The following is a 19,693-nucleotide window of genomic DNA, read 5'->3' as shown; positions in this document are numbered from 1 at the left end:
TGACGACGTCCTGCACGTGGGGTCGCTGGGCGCGGCCGGAGAGGGTCCTGAGCCGTCCCAGGCCCAGACGTACACGCCCGAGCGGTCCGAGACCGGCTGGTCCGGGCAGCCGCCGGTGCCGATGAGACCGTGGACGTTTCCGGCGCCCTGGGCCATGGAGCTGGTGACCGCCGCGCTGCGGGTTGCTGATGCCGGGACACCCCGGCTCTACCTCCCCGCCGCCCCCGCCCCCGCCGTGAGCGAGGCCACCAGGTCGTCCACCACCGGGGGGCCGCCCGCGAGGCGCAGGGCTTCGACGCGGTGGGAGAGTTCCGGGGTCGTCAGGGGGACTCCGACCAGGTCCTGGCGGCCGGTGAGGGCGAAGCGTGGGAGCAGGCCCAGACCCTGGCCGCCGGCGAGGAGTTCGGTGTAGGTGCGTACGTCGAGGCCGTCGTAGCGCAGGGCCACCCGCAGCAGCGGCCCGTCGCCGACCGCGGCGCGGAGGTCCGGCAGGGGGGCGCTCACGCCCGGTGCGTCGATCCAGCGGGCCTCCACCAGATCCGCCAGCCGCAGACCCGTTCGGTGTGCCAGCGGGTGGGAGGGCGGCAGGGCCACGACCACTTCCTCGCGGTGGACCGGTACGGCGCGCAGCCCGGCCACCCGGGGCAGTCGTAGCGGGTCTTCGGGCAGGGCGAAGCCGTCGGCCAGGCCCAGGTCCAGGATGCCGGTGGCAACGCCCTCGGCGACCGCCTGCCGGTGCAGCGTACGCACGGTGAACTCGTACACCCCGGCCCGCCGTGCCGCCTCGCCGACGATCCGCAGCGCGTCCGCCGTGGCCGCCAACGGGCATACGCCGACGGTCAGTCGACCGGTAGGGCCGCCCTTCATGCGCTGGACCTCCGCGCGGGCCGCGTTGATGCGCAGCAGGATCGGGGCGGTGTGTTCCAGCAGCCGCGCACCCGCCTCTGTCGGGCCGACCGGCCGTCGGCGGACCAGCTCGACGCCCAACTCCCCTTCCAGCGCGGCTATCTGCTGGGACACCGCGGACTGCGTATAGCCCAGCTCCCGGGCGGCGCCGGAGAAGGAGCCGTGCGTGATGACGGACGAGAACGTCTGGAGCAGTCGCGGATCCACCACATCAGCATCGCTTATCAGGGAATAAGAAGCGATCGTTTGCGCTTTTCTCGCATCCACTGGACGATTTCGGCGTGCCCACCACCATCGCCCCGCTTCCTCAAGCCGGCCCCGACCCCACGGGCACACACCCCTCGGGCGTACGGCCCGCGCGGATCGCGCTTGTCGGCGAGCGGTCCATGGGGGTGCCCGCGCACACCCGTTACGCGCCCGTGCTCGAAGCGCTCTGGCGCCGTGAACGGCTGCTGGTGGACGCCTACTGGGTGTCGACCGCGCAGGTCCACGGCCCCAGGGAACTGGCCGGGTTCGACGGAATCTGGCTGGTGCCGGGCAGCCCGTACCGCAGCGAGGCGGGAGCGCTGACCGCGGTGCGCACCGCGCGTGAACGGAACATCCCGTTGCTGGCGACCTGCGGCGGATTCCCGCACGTCCTCCTGGAGTTCGCCCGCCATGTGTGCGCGATGGACGACGCGTCGCACGCGGAGAACTCCCCCGGCGGCGGGCTCCCGCTGATCGTCCCGCTGCCGCACGATCTCGCGGGCCACGAGGCGATCGTCCATGTCGAGCCCGGCTCACTGGCCGAGGCGGCGCTCGGCGCCCGTACCACCGTGGAGCGCTACCAGTGCACCCACGCCCCGGACCCCCGGTACGCGGGCATCCTGAGCGACCACGGGCTGCGCTTCACCGGTCATGACGACGACGGCCACCCTCGGATGGCCGAACTGCCGGGGCACCGCTTCTTTCTGTCCACCCTGTTCCAACCCGAACTGGCCGACGACACCTCTCGCCCCCACGCCCTGGTGCGCGCCTTCGCCGCCGCAGCAGCCGGGCACAGCGCCGAAGTGTCCTGAGCGGGGGCCCAGTTCCGCCCCTCGGCACACCCGGAAACCCGAAAGGACCCAGAGTGGCAAACTCCGTAGACGCGTTGACCACCACGCCGGCCAAGGCGTGGGTACCCCAGTTCCTCATCTGTTCCATGATCTGGGGGTCCGGGTTCGCGCTCATCAAGATCGGTGTCGAAGCCGGGATCGAACCCGGCTGGGTCGCCTTCTGGCGCTGCTTCTTCGGTGCCCTGGTGCTGTGGGCCCTGGTGCTGGTACGACGCCTCGCGGTGCCGCGCGACCGGCGCGTCTGGGGCCACGCCCTGGTGGTGGGTACGGTGCTCAACGCCCTGCCCTTCACCCTGTTCGCCTGGGGCGAGCAGCACATCAGCTCGGTCACGGCCGGAGTGTGGAACTCCACCATCCCCCTGTTCACACTCGTCTGGGTGCTGGTCATGCTCCCGGACGAGAAGCCGACCTTCCGCCGGCTGATCGGCATCGGCACGGGCTTGTGCGGCGCTCTGGTGGTGCTCGGCGTGTGGTCCGGCGGCCAGGACTCGCTGATGAAGGGGAGTCTGATCTGCCTGGTCGCCACCGCCTCGTACGGGCTCGGCTACACCTACACCCGCAGGTTCCTGTCCGGCGGAGACATACCCGCGATCACCCTCACCGCCATCCAGGTCAGCTGGGGTGCCGTCGAACTCGCCTTGTTCGCACCGCTGCTGGGCGGTGCGCCGCACTGGGGCGGAGTGGGCCCGATGGCCGCCATGGTGGTGCTCGGTGCCGTGGGCACGGGGCTCGCGTACATGTGGAACCTGTCGGTCATCCGCGCTGTCGGTTCGACGGTCGCCTCCACGGTCGCGTATCTGACCCCGCTGTGGGCGGCGATCGTCGGGGTGTTCTTCCTCGACGAGTCGCTGGGATGGAACACCGTGGTGGGCGCGCTGCTGATCGTCAGTGGTGTGCTGCTGACCCGCACCGCGCCGTCGCGTCCGGCGCGGTCGGCGCCGGACACGACGGGGGGCGAGCCGCTACGGGCAGAGGAGGCCGAGGAGGCGGAGGCCGGACAGCCCGCGAAGTCCTGACCGGGGACCGGAGCGCCCTGACCAGGGAAGGGGAGAGCGCCCGCACGACCGGAGCGCCCTGACCAGGGAACGGGGAGCCCCCGCACGACCGGAGGAGCCCCCGCACGACCGGAGGAGCGCCGGCACGACCGGGGGAGCGTCCTCACTCACCGGACGGGCCGGACGACGGCCCGTCCGGCAGCGGTTCCGCGTGCGGCAGCCGTCCCGGGTCCGGCAGCCGTCCCCGGTCCGGGAGCAGTACGGTGTCGAGCCGCCGCAGGCCCTCCTTCACCGTGTCGGTGTCACGGGCGAAGCCGAGCCGGAAGCCTTCCCCGGAGCCCATGGTCTCCCCGGGGGTCAGCAGCAGGCCGGCCTCCAGCGCCCGGCGGCACAGCGTCAACGAGTCCTCGCCGGTGCGCAGTTGTACCCATGCGAAGGGCGTACCGTCCGGCGGCACCAGACGCACGGCGTCGGGGTGGCGGGCCGCCCACTCCTCCACGAGCCGCAGGCCCGGGGCGCACAGCCGGTGGTACTCCCGTACGTAGTCCTCGTGGCGGTCCAGCGCCGAGCAGGCCAGGGCCTCGCACAGCACGGAGTTGGCGATCGAGGTGAGGAACTTCCGTTCCGCGCACGCCTCCGCCACCTCCGGCGCGCCGTACATCCAGCCGGTGCGCAGCCCCGGCAGGCCGTACGTCTTGGACAGGCCGGAGACCGAGATCACCCGGTCCCGGCCGACGGCCGGGGAACGCGACAGGTCGATCGCGTACTCCTCGTCGACCAGCAGATAGGCGTCCCGCTCCGCCGCCAGGGCGGCCAGCGCGCGCACCTCCCGCTCGCCGACCCGCCGGCCGGTGGGATTGCAGGGCGAGTTCAGCGCGATCAGCCGCAGACGGTCATCGGCCGCGGCGGCCACGGCGGCGGCGTCGACGGCCAGGTCAGGACCGTACGGCAGGACCGTCACCCGCGCGCCGTGCCGGGGCGGCAGGTCCAGGAGCGGCTGCCAGCCGGGGTTGAACGCGATCACCTGGTCGCCGGGCCGCAGCAGTACGTCGAACAGCAGGAACAGCGCCTCCTGCGCGCCGTGGGTGACCGTGACCGACTCGGGCCGCCCGCCGTACAGCCCGGCGATCCGGCCGCGCAGTTCCGGTGTGCCCCGGTCGGTGCCGTAGTCGAGCCTGAGGCCGGCGGGGACCGTCAGATCGGACAGGACGCGGCTCGGTACGTAGCTGTTGCCGAGGTCGATGTCGTAGCGGCCCGCCGAGTCGACGAACGTCCAACGGGCTATGGAGTAGACCGACCTCGCCGGGGTTCCGGCGCCGACGGGCGTCATGCCTCGGTCCCGTGGCCCGCCGCGACACCCGTGGCCTTGTGCCCCGCCGTGACACCGGCGGCCGTCCTGCCGGGCTCCCCATCCGATACATCCGGTACATCCGGCACGGCGCTCACGGCGCTCACGGTGTGCGCGGTGGTCACGCCGAGACGGGCGCGGAACCGTGGTGCGAGGGTTCCCGCCGCCACCTGCTCGACAGGGCCGGACAGGGTGACCCCGCCCTGGGCGTCGATGCCCGTCTCCACGACTCCACCGGGCATGAGCACCCGTACCGAGCGGTCGACCAGGCCCAGAGCATGGGCCGCGCCGACCGAGGCGCAGGCGCTGCTTCCGGAGGCCAGGGTGTAGCCGGCGCCGCGCTCCCAGATCTCGATCTCCACCGTCCGGCGGTCGACAACCCGCATGAACTGCACGTTCGTGCGTTCGGGGAAGGCCGGATGGCCCGCGATCAGGGGGCCCCACTCCTGTGCGAACGCGGCGGACACCTCGGGCAGCGGGACGACGGTGTGCGGGTTGCCGTTGTTCAGACAGCTCACCCGGAACTGTCGGCCGGCCACCTCCAGCGGCCGGTCGAGGACCCGTCCCGTCAGTCCCGGAGCGGGAACGTCAGCGGCCTCGAAGCTGGGCCGCCCCAGGTCCGCCCGCACGATGCCCGCGTCGAGGTCCTCGATCCGCACCGAGGTGTCACCGGCGAGGGTGCGGATGACGAACTCCCGTCCCCCCCGGTGGTATTGGGACAGGTGGAGCGCGAAGATGCGCAGTCCGTTGGCGCTCCTGCCGCAGACGGTGCCGTCGGAGTTGAAGATGCGCAGGACAACCGGCTCACCGGCCCGCACGGGGCCGACCGGTCCCAGCAGCACCCCGTCGGCGCCCACGCCGAAGTGCCGGTCGCACAGCAGCCGCGCGGCCCGGGGTGTGGACGGCAGACCGAGCAGGTCGATCCGCAGGGGATCGATGACCAGGTAGTCGTTGCCCAGGGCCTGGTACTTCACGAAGTCGTGCACGTGCCACCTGCTTCCGGGAGTCGTGACGTGTCCGGCCGGCTGTCGCCCGGCCGTGCGGGCCGTACGCCGATGTGTGACAGGCGTGCGGCGTACGGCCCCAGGCGGTGCGGCCCCGAGCGGTCCGGTCTCGGGCGGTCCGGTCTCGGGCGCGGTACTCCTCCGGGCGCGGTACAGCCAGGAGGAGTACCGCGCCGAGCGGTCCGGCCCCGCGCGCCGCCCTACATCGCCGACGGCTCGGGCGCGTTGTTCAGGGCGGCCTCGTCGTGGTCGTCGCCGTACCACTTCTCACTCCAGCGGGAGAAGGCGACGATAACGATGTCACGGTGCCCGGGACCACCGTCGCCCGAGAGCACGTCGGTGACATCGTGGGCGATGGCCCGGTCGTCCAGCAGCACGGCCTGCCCGGCCTCCAGGGTCCCGCTCCAGAACGGCTCCTCCGCGCCGGGCTCCCACAGCCGGGTCAGGCCGCCGCCGACGTTGTTGCGCCGCAGGACAGCGATCATGACGAACTCGTGGCCGTCGTGGTGCACGCCCTCCGGGGTCAGCGGACCGGACTTGTCGCCGGTCGCCCGGGTGCGGTTCTGGTGCACATTGATCTGCCAGTCGTCCTGGGTGTCCAGGGGAAAGCCCTCGGCTCCGGCCCGGATGAGCGGCGTGAAGTCCACCTCGATGGGCAGGTAGCCCCGGCGGATACCACCGGCGACGTTGTTGAACTTCTTGTACGTGGTGTAATCCCGGTGCGGCAGGAGCGAGAAGGTCCAGCCGGCGTCCTCCGTGAAGCTCATGCGGTACTGCGAGAACCGCTTGTACCGGGTGCCGTTGCCCATGTACTCGTCGACCGGGCAGTTGTCGTAACTGTCCAGCACGTTCTGCTGGACCGCCGGGGTCTCGATAACCGAAAAACGCTGGGCAGTCAGTGGCATAAGGATCGCTCTTCCTTCCATGGGGCTTGTTTCCGAGGGTCTTTCCAGAGGCTTCCGGAGATTCCGGGACTTCCGTGACTTCCGGGATTCCGGTGGAAACCTCCGGGATTCCGGTGGAACTGCCGAAGGATTCCGGTCTGGTTCGGCCGGCGCCTCAGTGCACGACGGCGCTCTGCTCCGCCTTCTCACCCGAAAGGCGTTCCGACACCTCGGCCAGCCGCTCGTCGAGATAGCGCGCCGAGCTGTTGAGCCGCCACAGTGCCCCGCGGGCGATACCGAGCCGCATGAATTCCGAGGGCGCCGACGGCTTCACGATGTTGTGGAACCAGCCCGCCGCGTGCTGGGCGTCGACAGTGATGTGCAGCCGGTGATAGACGATTCCCACGTCCGGCAGACCGAGGCGCTCCCACGCGCTCACCACCTGGACGAAACGGTCCGGTACCAGCCATTCGGTCATGCCCAGGAAACCGACGGCCTCCGGGTACCGGTGCCGATACCGGCTCAGCAGCACGGCGAGATTTCCGCTCAGGAGGGCGGTGCCGGTCAGCGACTCCTCCAACTCCTTCTCGGAAACCTTGAACACGTCGAAGATCTGGTTGAAGAGATGGGTGTGGACTTCCGCGGGCTTGCCGTTCCCCATCTCGTCCCAGAAGTTGGCCGCGATCTCCATCTTCGCCGGGCCGCTCGTCCCCACCTGCATCAACGCCAGCAGGTCGTCGAACCGGCCGTCGACCACGGACTCCTGGATCATGTAGGTGCGGACATCCGCCTCGGTGGCGTGGTTGCGGATGAAATCCATGTAGTACGGATGTTTGAAGACACGGTGCGCCCGCGCCTGTTCCTTGAGCCAGGACAGGAACTGACCTGGCTCGGACGGCAGGTCCGCCAGCAGGGCGGCGTCCAGCTGACGGTCCTCACCGCGCAGCGTCGCCCGCTCCAGCAGCCCGGTCACCTCATGGACCGCGAGCGAGCCCTCCGCCGTCGGAGCATCCGGGATCCGCAGGATCAGATGGTGGAGGCGGGACAGCAGGAGCTGCTGGTGATAGAAGCTCTCCGGATTTCCGGACAGTGCTTCGTCATTCAGCTCATTGACTGCCGCCAGTATTCTGTCACGTTCCTTTCCCGTGAATCTCCGGTCCACTTCGTCGGCCGGTTTCGAGAGCCAGCCGGATATCTCCTCGACCAGCGCGAATGAGTCGTACACGCGCGCCCCCCTTCGATTCGTGCGCCATTTTCCAGAAGTACTTGCAGCGATTCCCGGCCAAGTCGTCATTACGGTCCGGGTATGGCCGCAAACGGACTTGCACCGACCGGCGATCACTGAACCCAGGAAGAATCTCAGGTGGTTGTGGCGCCTGCGTGGCTGGACGGTGGCGCGTGTGGCTGGCACCATAGAAGCCGCCGGAACGCCCAATTGGTGCGGGATGTCCGCTCCGTGCTGTACGCAGTGACCACAGCGATGCTTCGACGGGACGCGAGATGGGGACGCGATATGGCAAAACAGGCGGAAGGCCCGAAGTTCCATTTACTCGGGCCGCTGCGCGTGCTGCACGGCGGAAGGGAAGTTCCCGTACCGGCCGCGAAGTTACGGATCTTGCTGGCCTCGATGCTCCTACAGGCCAATCAGATGGTTTCGGCTGACGAATTGGTCGCACACCTGTGGGGTGAGAACCCTCCCACGGGCGCGCACACCACGCTCCGCTCGTACGTCATGCGATTACGCCGGGTCCTGCGCCAGTCTTCCGACGAGCGGTCGGAGCCGATCCGGACCCTTTCGGGCGGATATCTCGTGCACGCCGACGAATCCCAGCTGGACCTGCTGCGTTTCCACAGCACGCTGGCGACGGCCCAGCGCATGGGCGCCGAAGGCGACCAGGGACGGGAGAGCGCGCTGCTGCGCGAGGCGCTGGGCCTGTGGAACGGGCCCGCCCTGTCGAACGTACCCTCCGACTCCCTGCACCGCGACTTCGTCCCGGGCCTCGCCGAGCGCCGCTACAGCGCCCTGGAGCAGCGCATCCACCTTGATCTGGCACGCGGGGCGCACCGCGAGGTGATCGCCGAACTCCAGGACGTGGTAAGGGCGTGCCCGTGGCGGGAGCGCTTCTGGGCGCAGCTGATGCTGGCACTCTACCGGCAGGGGCGGCAGGCCGAAGCACTCGACGCGTTCCAGCAGGTCAGTGAACGGCTGCGGAACGAACTGGGTATCGCCGTCGGGCCGGAACTCCGGTGCCTGCACCGGCAGATCCTCACCAGCGACCCGGTGCTGGACCTGCCCCCGCGCTCCACGACCACGGCGGCGACCGGTGCCGTTCCCGCCGAACTTCCCCTGGAAACCTGCCACTTCGTCGGCCGTCAGAAGCAGCTGAGCCAACTGCGTGACCTGCCCGCCGCGGAGACCCGGCAGGCGACCCACGCGATGGTCGGCGCGCGGGTCTGTGTCGTGGACGGGATGGCGGGCGTGGGCAAGACCGCCTTCGCGGTGCGTCTCGCCCATCAGCTCGCTCCCCGCTTCCCGGACGGGCAGCTCTTCGTCGACCTCCGGGGATTCGCCCAGTCCGAGTCCCCGGTCGAGCCGGCGACCGCGCTGGAACTCATCCTGCGGTCGCTCGGCGTCCCCGGCGCTGGACTGCCGTCGACCGAGGGCGCTCGCGCGGCGCTGTTCCGCGGCCTGACGCGGGACCGGCGGATACTGCTGGTGCTGGATGACGCCGCCGACGAGGCACAGGTCCGGCCGCTGCTGCCGGCCGGGTCCGGCTGCCGGGTCATCGTCACCAGCCGTCGCCGGCTGGCCCGTCTGGACCACGCGCGACTGCTGACCCTGGACGTCCTGGCACAGGACGAGGCCGTCCAGCTGTTCAAGGCCGTCGTCGGCCCGCGCCGCGTAGGAGCCGAGCCGGTCCAGCTGCTCGAGTCGGTCGTCCGGCACTGCGGAGGACTGCCGCTGGCTCTCACACTCGCCGGCGCCCGGCTGCGCGCCCGTCCGGGCTGGGACCTGAGCCATCTGGCAGAGAGCCTGGCGTCGGGGGATCCCCTCGGCGCCTATGGCGTCGCCCGGTCCCTCCAGCTCTCGTACGTACGCCTGTCCGACGCCCAGCAACGGATGCTGTGCCTCCTCGGGCGGCGCCAAGGACATGACATCGACGGTCAGGCCGCCGCGCTCCTCGCCGGCATCACACCCCGCGAGGCCGAGACGCTCCTGGAGAGCCTCGCCGACGCCAATCTCCTCCAGGAGCCCGCCGCCGGCCACTACCGCTTGCACCGCCTGGTCCAGGAGTTCGCGGCCGGGCGGGATCAGGCGCTTGCCGGTGGATGACGAGCTCCGGGTGCGGTACTCAGCCGGGGGAAGGGGAGGGGGCGGGCCGTGGACGAATGCACTGCAGGTCCCGTTCGTATACGTCCCCCAGGGAGTCGGTGACCTGAACCCTGATATCGAGTACGGACAGCAGCTCGAATGCTCTGGGGCCCAACGCGAGCAGTTCCAGCCCCTCCCGCGAACTGGCCGTCATGGGTACGGCCGCGCCGGAACCGAGGTGGAGAAGGAAGAAGTCCTGGTCCCAGTCGAGGCCGAGGGCCTTGATGCCGTCGACAGCCGTGTGCCAGGACATCCATCCGGATGGGAGGTCCGCTCGCCCCGTGTACTGAGGAGAGGCTCGCATCCGGTAGGACACGGAACGGACCACGGATCGTCCCCCACCGGCGTTGACCAGGACGACCGTTCGCCGCGAATCCGCGATCATACGGCTCCCGCCCACGCTGCCCGACCAGCTCAGCACCGGCTGGAGAGTCTGGGACAACTGGGCCCGGGTCACGATGATGCCGGTCAACAAGGCGACAATGGCCGCACACGTGGAAGCGTCGAGCAGGGTGAAGCGCCAGGGCCATGTGCCGCGGTCTTCCTCGGCGAGATTGGCTTTGACAATCTCCCAGATCAGATCGGCGAAGACGAGACCGAGAAGGACTCTGGGGAGACGTAAGGTGCGGGCACTCGTCGACACCCTGCGTTGTGCCCACACCGAAGTCTCTCCCACAGGTCCCCCCGGCTCCTGATACCCCAACCTTCAGCATGCGATGGCCGGTTCCGGGACGCAATCCCTCAGCGGACAGGGGCCTTGGGCGGAAGACCCCGGTTCCCTGACCACATCAGAACAGGGGCGGCGCGGCCTTGAAGTTCTCACCGCCGTAGAGCGACTCGTATCGAATCTCGATCACCAGGCGCCGGGTGATGAGTTCCCAGAACCGGCCGTGCTGGTCTTCGCTGAACTCGTCAAGATGCAGCAAGAAGGCGGACTGCCCGGCAAGGACCACGGCACCCGGGCGCAGGGAGTAGGCATTGGGCCGCACGGGCAGTGATGCCGCGACGCGTTCTTGCGTGTGGTAGTTCCACTGGCCGATGTGTTCTCCGTCCAACCGCACCACAGAGTTGGTCACGATGGCCGGCCCAAGTCCGGCGTTGATGAGCAAGATGCCCGTCTTGCGTTCTTCGTGCCCCTTGACGCGTCGCATCACCAGCAAGGGCCTTATGGACTGGTGGTTGTGTGACCGTACGGCTCTGGTCTGTACGTAACTGACCCAGAGTGCCGCGAGCGCGATGACTGTCGCTGCCATGGCAACGATCGTGTCCGAACCCACCTGCCTGCCCCCCCCCACAGTCCATCGAGACCCTCGCGACGATCGGCCCGTACGGGACAGTTCGTCGACCGGTCGGGGCACCTCCCGTGGTGAACCTGCCCTGAGTCGCCGCCTCGTACTCGGCAGTGCCCCCGCTCGGGATCGTCCGCCGAGGCGGCACCAATCTCCCGAGACAGCACGGCTACTCTGCTCGGATGGCTGAAGGTGGGGGCTTCGGAGTGCTGCTGGAGCGGCTGGCCGAGCGCAGGCAGTTGGATATCGGTGTGCTGGGCCGGTCGGCTGACGTTGCCGAGTCCGAACTCCTGAGCGTGTCAAGGGGCGGTGAGCCGAGCCCATGCCTGCTGCGGCGGCTCGCGCCCGTCCTTGGGCTGCACACATCAGACCTCTTCGTGATCGCAGGTGCCGACATACCCGACGATCTTGCTCCTGCTGATCCCAAGGCCGGATGGCACGTTCCCCATCTGGTCCGGCGCGCCGTTGCCCTGCCGCCGGAACAAAGGAACGTCTTGCGCCGGTTCGTGGCGTCAATGCCGAGGGAGGAGCGTGCGCGGCCCGTTCGCGGACCGCTGGCGTACGAGCAGTATCCGGATGGTCCTGGCGCTGTGCTCGTGCGCCTGGTCCGCAACCGCAACCTCGGCTGGACAGCCATGGCCAAGACGTTCCTTTTGGTCACGGACCGCTACTGGTCGGCTGCCACCTACGGAGAGGTAGGGCGTGGCACCATCCCCCTGACCGCTGACCTTCTCGCGGACTTCTGCGCCGTTCTCGATGTCCCCTCCGACGACCTGGCGGCATTGACCGGCGTCGCTCTGCCCGCTGTGTCCTCGAATGCGAAACCATCCGTTGCCGGCGTAGCCGAGCTCATCTGGGATGTGCGTGATCTCACCGAGAGGCAGCTTCAAGAGATCGGAGACCTCGCGGGATCCATGGAGCTGTAACTGCCGAGCCGGGTGGGTCGGCGCTTGAGCGCGCGATGACCCGTGCCGTCAGCGCTTCGGGTCGGGAATCGAGGCGGAGTGCTTCATGTACTCGTCCAGAATCGGGCCGGCCGGAAAATCGTCGGACCAGGGCTTGGTCGGACCGGGCAGATGGATGATGCGGGCGCCCGACATCTCGTTGTGCTGTTCCGCGCTACCACGGGCCTTTATGCCTTCCCCGAGCATTCGGTTCCAGCGGCTTTCCAGGGGGGTCCAGCAGTCGGCGGCGGCGACATTGAGCGCGTCTTGGTCCGGGTACGGCAATGTGCCGTACTTCCGCTCCGCGTAGGCGAGGGTCCGTTCCCCCAGCCCATGTCTCCTGGCGGCCTCGACATCGAAGAGCAGCACGCCGGAGTTGAAGTAACCGGTATCCGATCTCTCGATCTCAGGAAGATGCGTTCCGTTGACGAAACGATCCTGCACGGCACCGAGGCACTTCCCGGCGAGATCCGTCGTGAACAGCTCCTCCACGGGACCGGTCACGAGGGTGTCCGAATCGAGGTAGAGAACCTTCTCGGCGTCGCCGGGAGAGTGGTCCGGCACGGCGATCTTCAGATACATGGCCTCCGACACATGCCGAGCGCCCCTCGCGCCCACCGCGCGCCCCGATCCTTTGATGGGCGCCACCCGCACCATTTCGACCGGACCCACCCAATTCCGCAACATGGCAACGCGGTTGTCCGGCAGCCCAGAATGCATCACCATGATCGTCGGTGGTGAACTCCACGGCTGTGCGGTGATCGATCGGATGGTGACCGCGGTCGGTCGTAGATAGGCTTCGTCGCACGCCAGGACTATATAGAACGGTCCCGCTGTCATCTTTTCTCCTCACATCGCTCGCGGGTTGTCCGCCGGCGACTCCGGGTGATGTGTGTCCTGGTACTTGGCGTGCTCCAGTTCCTCTCCCAGCGACCGCCAGATCTCCGCGTAGCCATGAACGAGTTCGGCTATCGGGCCGCGACAGTGGGGCGGCAGCGCTTCGACGATCCGATGTTTGTCGCGGGCGGCGACGGCACACGCGTCCAGCATACGTAGAACGGTCCGCCCCACATCGTTGAAGCGCAGCGACGGATTCTTGCGGAGTCTGTCGGATATCGAGATCAACTGGGCGACGGACTTGGCCTTCTCGCCGTAGGCGGGATCGTTGTGCAACACGGCGGAACCCGAACGCCGGCTCTTCTCCTTGGTCTCCCGTTGTTTCTGGGGGACAGGCGCGACACCGCGCCGCAGGCGGTCCCGTACATCCGCCGCTGTCGCCGGTGAGATACCGGCCGCCTTCGCGATCTGGCGGAGAGACGCCTCGGGATCCTGCTTGATCAGCGCGCTTGCCCGTTCGCGGCCCTTCGCGCCGTTGAGCGGCCTGGACCGGCCGTCACGCCCCACTCTGCAGGGGACCGCTTTCGCGCTCCCGGCAAGCCGGTCGCGAATCTCCGACGCCTTCTTCGCCGAGATACCGGCGACGAGCGCGACCGCCCGGTCGGACCATTGCGGATGGAATCCGAAGATTCTCTCCGCGGCCGCCGTGCGATCCGTCAGCGACAGCGGAAGGCCATGCGCCATGTTCACCGCGACGGAAAGAAGGAAGACATCCTCATCGCGCCCCTCGTAGAAGTGGGCGGGAATACGGTCCTCTCCTCGGAGCTGGGCCGCGCGGACGCGATGCATACCGTCGATGACTCTCATCGTGCCGCGGTGCACGATGATCGGCGGCAGCGGAGACTCCGTCTCGGCCAGTATCTGTACATGTCTGCTGTTCTCGCCTAATCCGCGAGGAGAATCCGCTTCCAGCAGGGAGGCGATGGGAACCAGCTCGACGAGTGATTTCTGAATTTCCTTCGTGTAGAGAGCCATCAAGTCGGCCGGATCGTCATACGCGACTTTTTCTGTTCGATCGACAGCGCTCACCAGTACCCCTTACGCAAGGAACAGTGTGGACTATCTCGTACTTTTGCCCGGTGCTATGGAGACATGGCATGCCTCTTCCGCCGCCTTGCCGGTGCCGCCGGCTGCCCACGACGGGCCGGAAAGACCATCGAAACGGTGAGCAGGGCCACGCGGAAGAAACAGGGAGTGGAGGTGATGTGTGGGATTTTTGGGCTTTGCCACATGTGTGCGGACCTGTCGGCCGCGTCGGTGATCGCGGCTTCGGGACGGTCGTCGCCCGGACGGACGCGGGAGTTCGGCCGTGAAGTCCTGTGTGAGGGACGACGTGAATCCATGGCGTCGGCATGGTCGGCCGGCCGCGGACATCGCGGCACACCGGACCGCCGAAGGTATTGTGCCGTGCCGGGCCTTGTCGGACCAGGACACACAAGAAATCCGCGGCGTCCGCACGGCCTCCATGAAGCCGGACCGAGATGAATCGACCGAATTCCCGGCACGTTCGGGCAGCCCGATGAGGTCCTGCTACCCACCCGTAGCCGGTCCGGTGAAACCGACGGACCGGCCGGAAGCGCGCCGGCCCCGCGCGGCCACCCGAGGAACGCGATCCTGCGATGTCCGGAAGCGACGAGATGATCGACGGCGGTCGCCGTGCCACGGGCACCGTCGACGTCCACCCGGTCCCCGGCCGCACGGGAGGGCCAGGAGCGGCCGGACACCACGAAGGGGACGCCGTGCCTGCTCAGCAGGGCGGACCGGCGGTCACCACGGTAGGTGTCGGTCAGGACGAAGGCGTCCACCGAACGTTCGCGTATCAACTCGGCGTAACGCTCGGGGTCGTTGGCCGTGTCGGCCGGCGCGGGGAAGAGCAGTACGCGGTATCCGGCCTGGCCGGCCGAGTCCGACAGCCCATGCAGGAAGCTTTCTGCGGAGGGGCCCGATAACCCGCTGGGCGTGGACCGAATGCCTAATCCGATCAGCCGGCTGTGGCGGGAGCGCAACAGCCGGGCGGCCGGGTGAGGGCGGTAGTCCAGCTCGTCGATGGCCCGGCGGACCCGTTCCAAGGTCCGCGGGGCGAGCAGATCGGGAGAGTTGAGCGCGTTGGACACCGTCTGAGGTGAAACGTGAGGGTGTTCCAGGTGAAGGGGGTGGAGATATCGGTGTCGATGTTCGCGGAGATCAAGCGGCTCTGCGAGGAGCGGCGGACCCCCGTGCCCTGTCTTCTGGTATTCGGCAGCCTCGACGAGGATCCGTCCTATGCCCAGAAGGTGGTCTCTCTCGTCCAGGAGCTGGGCGTACAGGACGATGTGGTCTTTCTGGACGGGGTCCCGCTGTCGAGTCATCAGGGTGCCATGGGCCAATGGCGTCCGGATGAGATCGACCTGCTTCGGATGTGCCGGGCCGGCGGGGGTGCCGTGCTGTTCACTCCGAACACCTCCGATGTCGAGAGCGTCGGGCTCGGGCCGGCCCTGGCGGCCGTCGCGGAGGTTCCTTGCGCCATCACCGACTATGCCTGCTTCGAGGACATCTACGGAACGCGAAGCAGTTGCGTCAGGGTGTCGGGCGGTAAGGACATACCGGCGGCGGCCGTCGAGCTGTTCGACCTGATGGAGAAGAACCGTCGCGGTGATCCCGGGGTCCGGGAAGATCTGAGGCGGGACAAGGAACACGTTCTGCGGTCGTTCGATCCAGAACCCTGGAGGAGGCTCTTCCGGGAAATGGTGAACGAGGCCGACGGGACCGATAACGATGCGAAGCATGTCGGGCCGAGTTAGCGAGGAGACGGTAGTGCGAAGCGTGGAGGACATGGTCCGGGCACCACATGGCCTGCGGGAGCTGTCACTCTCCGGGAAAGCGTCACGGGAATGTGCCGATCTGCTGGACACTCTGCATGAACAGTTCGCGACAGCCGACGATCCGGGTTTCTTACGAAGGGTCACCCACTACGGATCCAGGCTGCCGGCCGAACTCCTCGACGCGGTGGGCGAGATGAGGTACGCCGAATCGGTCGCGGCGCTCGTCATCCGTAACGGACCCGTGGGCGGAGCCGGTTGCCCGACTCCCGGGCACTGGAGGGAACGCGATCGGGACGCCACTCTCCGTCAGGATTTCTGGCTGGTTCTGACCGCTTCGCAACTGGGCGAGGCCATTGGCTGGTCCAGCCTCCAGGACGGTCGGATATTCAATGACGTCTTGCCCATACGAGGGCATGAGGACCAGCAGACGGGCCACGGCAGCGACGCGGATCTGGAACTCCACATCGAAGACTGCTTCAGTGATGAACGGTGCGATGCGCTGGCCCTGCTCTGTCTCAGGAACCATGACAAGGTTCCCAACACGATCGTCACCGGTACCGATCTCGATTTCTCCGCACTGGATCTCGATGTCCTCTTCTCGCCGCGGTTCCTGATCAGGCCGGACTCCGAACATCTGCGCAGGGCCGACGGTGTGCGGGAAGCGGCCGGACCGCCGCGTCCCTTGCTGTTCGGATCGCGCGAGTCACCGTATCTGCGCGTGGACGTTCCCTACACCGAGGCACTTCCCGGAGACGCGCGAGCCCGAGAAGCACTCGACGCACTCTCCGCACAACTCGCGCGGCGTGCCACGACCGTGTGTCTCGCGGAGGGCGACCTGCTGCTCATAGACAACTACCGCGCGCTGCACGGCCGCGGAACCTTCCAGGCGCGTTACGACGGCACGGATCGCTGGATGCGCAAAGTCACCGTCGTACGGGATCTGAGGCGCAGCCGCGGCTTCCGGGACAGCTCCGGGGACCGGGTGATCAACCCCTTCCGTGAGCCGTCCCGCCGTCCCACCGCCCGCCACTGAGGCCGACAGGACCGCACGGGACCCCGCGCGTGCCGAACACCCCTCCACCGGAAGGCGATCACATGGAACACATGACGTCCCTCGGTCCCCACCTCACCCGGACATGGGACGAGCTGTCCGACCGGGCGGAGATCCTCATTGTCGGAGGTGGTCTCGCGGGTCTGGAGCTGGCGAAGCACCTTGAGCTGGCGGGTGCGGGCGACGTGCTGGTCGTCGAAGCCGGTGCGGGCGACGATCTCCGGCATGTGTACGCGGCGAACGACGCCCCCTCCGCGGACCGTATCTGGACCGACGAGCAGTCCGACGAGTATTTCGTCCAACCGTGGAACTCCGCCACCGAGCCTCATTTCGGCCAGGGGTCGGGTCTGCGCCGACGGGTCGGCGGCCGGTCCCTCTACTGGCACGGTGTGCTGCTGCCGGTCGAGGACTGGGCGCTGACGGAGGCGGACTGGCCGCGTACGGTGATCGACGATCTCGTGCGTTCCTGGCGGGGAGGCGCGTCTCTCTACGCACGTGTGCGGTCGGATCTGGCGGAGTGGAGCCGGCGGGTGACCACCACCACCGCGTCGGCTTCGGAGGACGACGTCCTGCGCGTCGGGCACTTCCGTTTCGCCGGCCCGCCTCGGGCGGTACGGCCCGCCGGTGCCGGATCCGCGCGCTGGGAGGCGTACTCCCCGCTCTCGCACTGGCTGGAGCCCGATCCCACGGCGAGGAACTCGGGAGGGAAGGGAGGCGTACGTATCGCGGCGGACCTCGAAACGGTCGCCGTACTCACCGGCGGGGGCAGGGCGGAAGGTGTTGTCGTCCGGCACCGGGGGAGCGGCGAGGAGAAGAGGATCACGGCGGGGAAGGTCGTGCTCGCCGCGGGCACGGTGGAGAGCACCCGTCTCGCGATCCAGGCCCTCCACCAGGACGGGGAGCCGGCCGGGGACCGTCTGACGGGGCTTGTCGATCACATCGTGCAGGGATTCAATGTGTCCTTCGAGTCCGAGGACCTGCCGGAGCGGCTCGTCTCACGAGCACGGGAGGGTGTCTTCGCCTTCACGCCGGGAGGCGGCGCGTCGCACTCCAATCTGTTCATCCAGCTCGATCTCACCGACGCCGGGGAACTGCGGCTCGAGGTGTGGGCGACGGGCGAGCAGATACGTTCCGCGCAGGGCGTCGTCGCCTGTTCGCCGCGGGAGGAGTGGCCGTGGCCCGTGACGGTCTCGACAGGACTCGACACCCAGGACTCCCTGACCGTCGAAGCCCAGCGCGACGAGCTGCGGGAGTTCTGGGCCGCGTGGTGCGCCGAATTCGATCTGAAGTGGGTGCCGTTGGACTTCGATTTCAGCTTCACCGCCCCCAGCAGGACTCTGCGGTCCGTCCGGGAGTCGCTCAGGGCCGAGAACCGTCCTTCCCTCCACCATCAGCCGGTGACCTGGTCGAGCCCGCTGGGGACCGAGGAACACGAGGGAGGCACGCTGGCCATCGGGGATGTGCTCGACGAGAACCAGGAGTTCATCGAGATCGGCGGTCTCTTCGCGGTGGGCCCGGCGATCTTCCCCAGGCAGGGATCCGCGAACCCCTCTCTGACGAGTCTGGCTCTCTCCAGGCGGCTGGCTCCCATCCTTCTGGCGTGAACCTCCGGACCGGGCCCGGCGGTCGCGGTGGTCATCAACCCCGAGCAGGTCAAGGTGGTGAAGGATGAGTTCCTCGCCGGACGACGGTGCGGGGCATACGCATACACATACGCGCACGCACACGCACACGCACACGAAGAATCCGAGCGGACGTCTGCGGGTGGGTCTCGTGCACGCGGCGTTCGAGGGCGTACAGATATTCGTCGGTGGTGTGGGAACGGCGATACGCGGGCAGATCGGGGCCCTTCCCGCAGTTCAGAGGGCTCTGGCGAACCAAGGAGTGGAGCTGACCCCGCACTTCATCGAGCCCGCCTATCTGCCCGCGCATCCTCACTACGACGAGAAATCGTCCACTCACCACCGGGAACGCATCCGGGAAACAGGAGGTACCTTCTCCGTCGTCCCCAGCGGCACCACCGGACTGGCGGCCGACGCGGTGTGGGGAGATCCCGGCCTGGGAGAACTGCGTAACTGGCAGATCGCGTCGGCCGCGTTGGCCGGACGGCTGATCGACCTCGCCTCCCGGTACGACTCCCTCGTCGCCTACTGCCATGAGCCCGTGTTCGCCTTCGCCCCGGTCCATACCTCGCTGCAGGCCGAGGCGGCCGGCGTCGACATCACCGCGGTGTATGTGTCCCACGCGACGGCGTTCGCGCACGAAATGCCCCTGCCGAACCCCGACCGGCTGATGGCGGAGTCCCTGCCCGTGCACTGGGCGAAGATCAGCCCCGGAGTGCGGCTCGGGTCGATCAGCCACTACATGTCGCGGCATCTGATCACCGACTACGGTGCGAACCCGGACACATTCGTGCCCACCCGCAACGGGGTTGACACGACGGACCATTGGTACCGGCGGCGCTCGTCCGCCGAGCTGTCCGGGCTGCTGACCCGGCACGGCGTCCCGGTGGACCGGGACCTGTTGGTCACTTTCGGACGCGGTGTGCCGTACAAGCGCCATGACATGCTGATCAGAGCCGCGGCCCGGACGCGGCGCCGTGCGCATCCCGTGATCATGAGCGATACGGAACTCCCCGAGGTCCGCGCGCTCGCCGCGCGCTCGCAGGTGGACGCCACCTTCATCACCTCCTTCGACCGGGAGCTGATGGCGTCCCTGTTGCAGTGGGGGAGGACCCGGGTCTGCTCACTCTCGGCCGAGAACGAGCCATGGGGCCTGATCCCCATGGAGGCCCGGCTGCTGGCCCGCCACGGCGGAGCCGTTCTGGTCACCGCGGACTCCGGCGGCTTCTCGGAGCAAGTGGCCGACGGAATCGACGGATTCCTTCATATGCCGAACGACCCGGCGCACCTGGCCGGCGTGATCGACCAGGTGCTCGGGCTCCCGGAGGACGAACGGGCACGGATCCGGGGTGACGCGGCGAAGCGGGTGCTCGACCGGGAGGCCTGGCCCGTGAAGATCATGGAGTCCCTCAGGGCCACCGTGCCCGGTATCGACGCGGTCGCCGACGCCGCGCTCCGTGAGCTGAGGGCTGTTCCGTAGGT

Annotated in this window: 18 protein-coding genes; 8 read left to right on the top strand and 10 right to left on the bottom strand. The window is 68.4% G+C overall.

Going from position 1 to position 19,693, the window contains the following annotated elements; all coding sequences use genetic code 11:
* Positions 1 to 207: 207 nt before the first annotated feature.
* Entirely contained in the window at positions 208 to 1,113 is a 906-nt protein-coding gene (locus tag OG214_RS04620) for a LysR family transcriptional regulator (protein ID WP_405983875.1), read from the bottom strand.
* A 74-nt stretch (positions 1,114 to 1,187) separates the two neighbouring features.
* On the opposite strand from OG214_RS04620, the gene OG214_RS04615 reads away from it, so the two are divergent.
* Both OG214_RS04615 and OG214_RS04610 read left to right on the top strand, forming a co-directional pair.
* Complete coding sequence (locus OG214_RS04615) at positions 1,188 to 1,964, top strand: hypothetical protein (protein WP_405983874.1); 777 nt, start codon at positions 1,188 to 1,190, stop codon at positions 1,962 to 1,964.
* Between the two features lie 53 nt (positions 1,965 to 2,017).
* A complete protein-coding gene (locus OG214_RS04610) occupies positions 2,018 to 3,019 on the top strand; it encodes a DMT family transporter (RefSeq protein ID WP_363083578.1) in 1,002 nt (333 codons plus the stop codon).
* A gap of 142 nt (positions 3,020 to 3,161) precedes the next feature.
* On the opposite strand, the gene OG214_RS04605 is transcribed toward OG214_RS04610, so the two are convergent.
* The 4 genes from OG214_RS04605 to OG214_RS04590 all read right to left on the bottom strand — a co-directional run bounded on the left by OG214_RS04605 (position 3,162) and on the right by OG214_RS04590 (position 7,459).
* Positions 3,162 to 4,328 (bottom strand): pyridoxal phosphate-dependent aminotransferase, encoded by a 1,167-nt coding sequence (locus OG214_RS04605; protein WP_363083577.1) that lies wholly within the window; start codon positions 4,326 to 4,328, stop codon positions 3,162 to 3,164.
* Positions 4,325 to 5,332, bottom strand: coding sequence for a diaminopimelate epimerase (dapF, locus tag OG214_RS04600; RefSeq protein WP_405983873.1), 1,008 nt, complete (start codon positions 5,330 to 5,332; stop codon positions 4,325 to 4,327). Before dapF ends, OG214_RS04605 begins: the two co-directional genes overlap by 4 nt.
* A 218-nt stretch (positions 5,333 to 5,550) precedes the next feature.
* Positions 5,551 to 6,255 carry a 2OG-Fe dioxygenase family protein gene (locus tag OG214_RS04595; protein ID WP_405983872.1) on the bottom strand — a complete coding sequence of 235 codons (705 nt, stop codon included), beginning with the start codon at positions 6,253 to 6,255 and terminating at the stop codon, positions 5,551 to 5,553.
* Positions 6,256 to 6,409: 154 nt separating this feature from the next.
* On the bottom strand, positions 6,410 to 7,459 hold the full coding sequence (locus tag OG214_RS04590) for an iron-containing redox enzyme family protein (RefSeq protein WP_405983871.1): 1,050 nt from the start codon (positions 7,457 to 7,459) through the stop codon (positions 6,410 to 6,412).
* 255 nt (positions 7,460 to 7,714) lie between these two features.
* On the opposite strand from OG214_RS04590, the gene OG214_RS04585 reads away from it, so the two are divergent.
* Positions 7,715 to 9,568 (top strand): BTAD domain-containing putative transcriptional regulator, encoded by a 1,854-nt coding sequence (locus tag OG214_RS04585; protein WP_405987427.1) that lies wholly within the window; start codon positions 7,715 to 7,717, stop codon positions 9,566 to 9,568.
* Between the two features lie 19 nt (positions 9,569 to 9,587).
* Here the strand turns inward: OG214_RS04585 and OG214_RS04580 are convergent, their stop codons facing one another.
* Together OG214_RS04580 and OG214_RS04575 are read right to left on the bottom strand one after the other, a co-directional pair.
* On the bottom strand, positions 9,588 to 9,860 hold the full coding sequence (locus tag OG214_RS04580) for a hypothetical protein (protein ID WP_405983870.1): 273 nt from the start codon (positions 9,858 to 9,860) through the stop codon (positions 9,588 to 9,590).
* A gap of 535 nt (positions 9,861 to 10,395) precedes the next feature.
* Positions 10,396 to 10,860 carry a hypothetical protein gene (locus OG214_RS04575; RefSeq protein WP_382863672.1) on the bottom strand — a complete coding sequence of 155 codons (465 nt, stop codon included), beginning with the start codon at positions 10,858 to 10,860 and terminating at the stop codon, positions 10,396 to 10,398.
* A gap of 242 nt (positions 10,861 to 11,102) precedes the next feature.
* On the opposite strand from OG214_RS04575, the gene OG214_RS04570 reads away from it, so the two are divergent.
* The gene (locus OG214_RS04570) at positions 11,103 to 11,822 is read left to right on the top strand and encodes a hypothetical protein (RefSeq protein WP_405983869.1); all 720 of its coding nucleotides are present in this window, start codon (positions 11,103 to 11,105) and stop codon (positions 11,820 to 11,822) included.
* Between the two features lie 48 nt (positions 11,823 to 11,870).
* Here OG214_RS04570 and OG214_RS04565 read toward each other — a convergent pair whose 3' ends face one another.
* The 3 genes from OG214_RS04565 to OG214_RS04555 are packed head-to-tail and all read right to left on the bottom strand — an operon-like array spanning position 11,871 to position 14,881.
* Positions 11,871 to 12,680, bottom strand: coding sequence for a glycosyltransferase family 8 protein (locus tag OG214_RS04565; protein WP_405983868.1), 810 nt, complete (start codon positions 12,678 to 12,680; stop codon positions 11,871 to 11,873).
* 9 nt (positions 12,681 to 12,689) lie between these two features.
* Complete coding sequence (locus OG214_RS04560; protein WP_405983867.1) at positions 12,690 to 13,766, bottom strand: ParB N-terminal domain-containing protein; 1,077 nt, start codon at positions 13,764 to 13,766, stop codon at positions 12,690 to 12,692.
* Between the two features lie 53 nt (positions 13,767 to 13,819).
* On the bottom strand, positions 13,820 to 14,881 hold the full coding sequence (locus tag OG214_RS04555; RefSeq protein ID WP_405987426.1) for a LacI family DNA-binding transcriptional regulator: 1,062 nt from the start codon (positions 14,879 to 14,881) through the stop codon (positions 13,820 to 13,822).
* Between OG214_RS04555 and OG214_RS04550 the strand changes: the two genes are divergently transcribed.
* The 4 genes from OG214_RS04550 (at position 14,873) to OG214_RS04535 (ending at position 19,691) form a co-directional block, all read left to right on the top strand.
* Complete coding sequence (locus tag OG214_RS04550; protein ID WP_405987715.1) at positions 14,873 to 15,517, top strand: hypothetical protein; 645 nt, start codon at positions 14,873 to 14,875, stop codon at positions 15,515 to 15,517. The genes OG214_RS04555 and OG214_RS04550 overlap by 9 nt on opposite strands.
* 418 nt (positions 15,518 to 15,935) lie before the next feature.
* Positions 15,936 to 16,571 carry a TauD/TfdA family dioxygenase gene (locus tag OG214_RS04545; protein ID WP_405983866.1) on the top strand — a complete coding sequence of 212 codons (636 nt, stop codon included), beginning with the start codon at positions 15,936 to 15,938 and terminating at the stop codon, positions 16,569 to 16,571.
* Between the two features lie 62 nt (positions 16,572 to 16,633).
* Positions 16,634 to 18,193, top strand: coding sequence for a GMC family oxidoreductase (locus tag OG214_RS04540; RefSeq protein ID WP_405983865.1), 1,560 nt, complete (start codon positions 16,634 to 16,636; stop codon positions 18,191 to 18,193).
* 64 nt (positions 18,194 to 18,257) lie between these two features.
* Positions 18,258 to 19,691, top strand: coding sequence for a glycosyltransferase family 4 protein (locus OG214_RS04535; RefSeq protein WP_405983864.1), 1,434 nt, complete (start codon positions 18,258 to 18,260; stop codon positions 19,689 to 19,691).
* Positions 19,692 to 19,693: the final 2 nt, after the last annotated feature.

This window comes from Streptomyces sp. NBC_00872, from assembly GCF_045161915.1.
In the GTDB taxonomy this organism is placed as follows: Bacteria; Actinomycetota; Actinomycetes; order Streptomycetales; family Streptomycetaceae; genus Streptomyces.
Note: the sequence above shows the minus strand (reverse complement) of the source record. Positions and strands in the feature narration are given on the sequence as shown.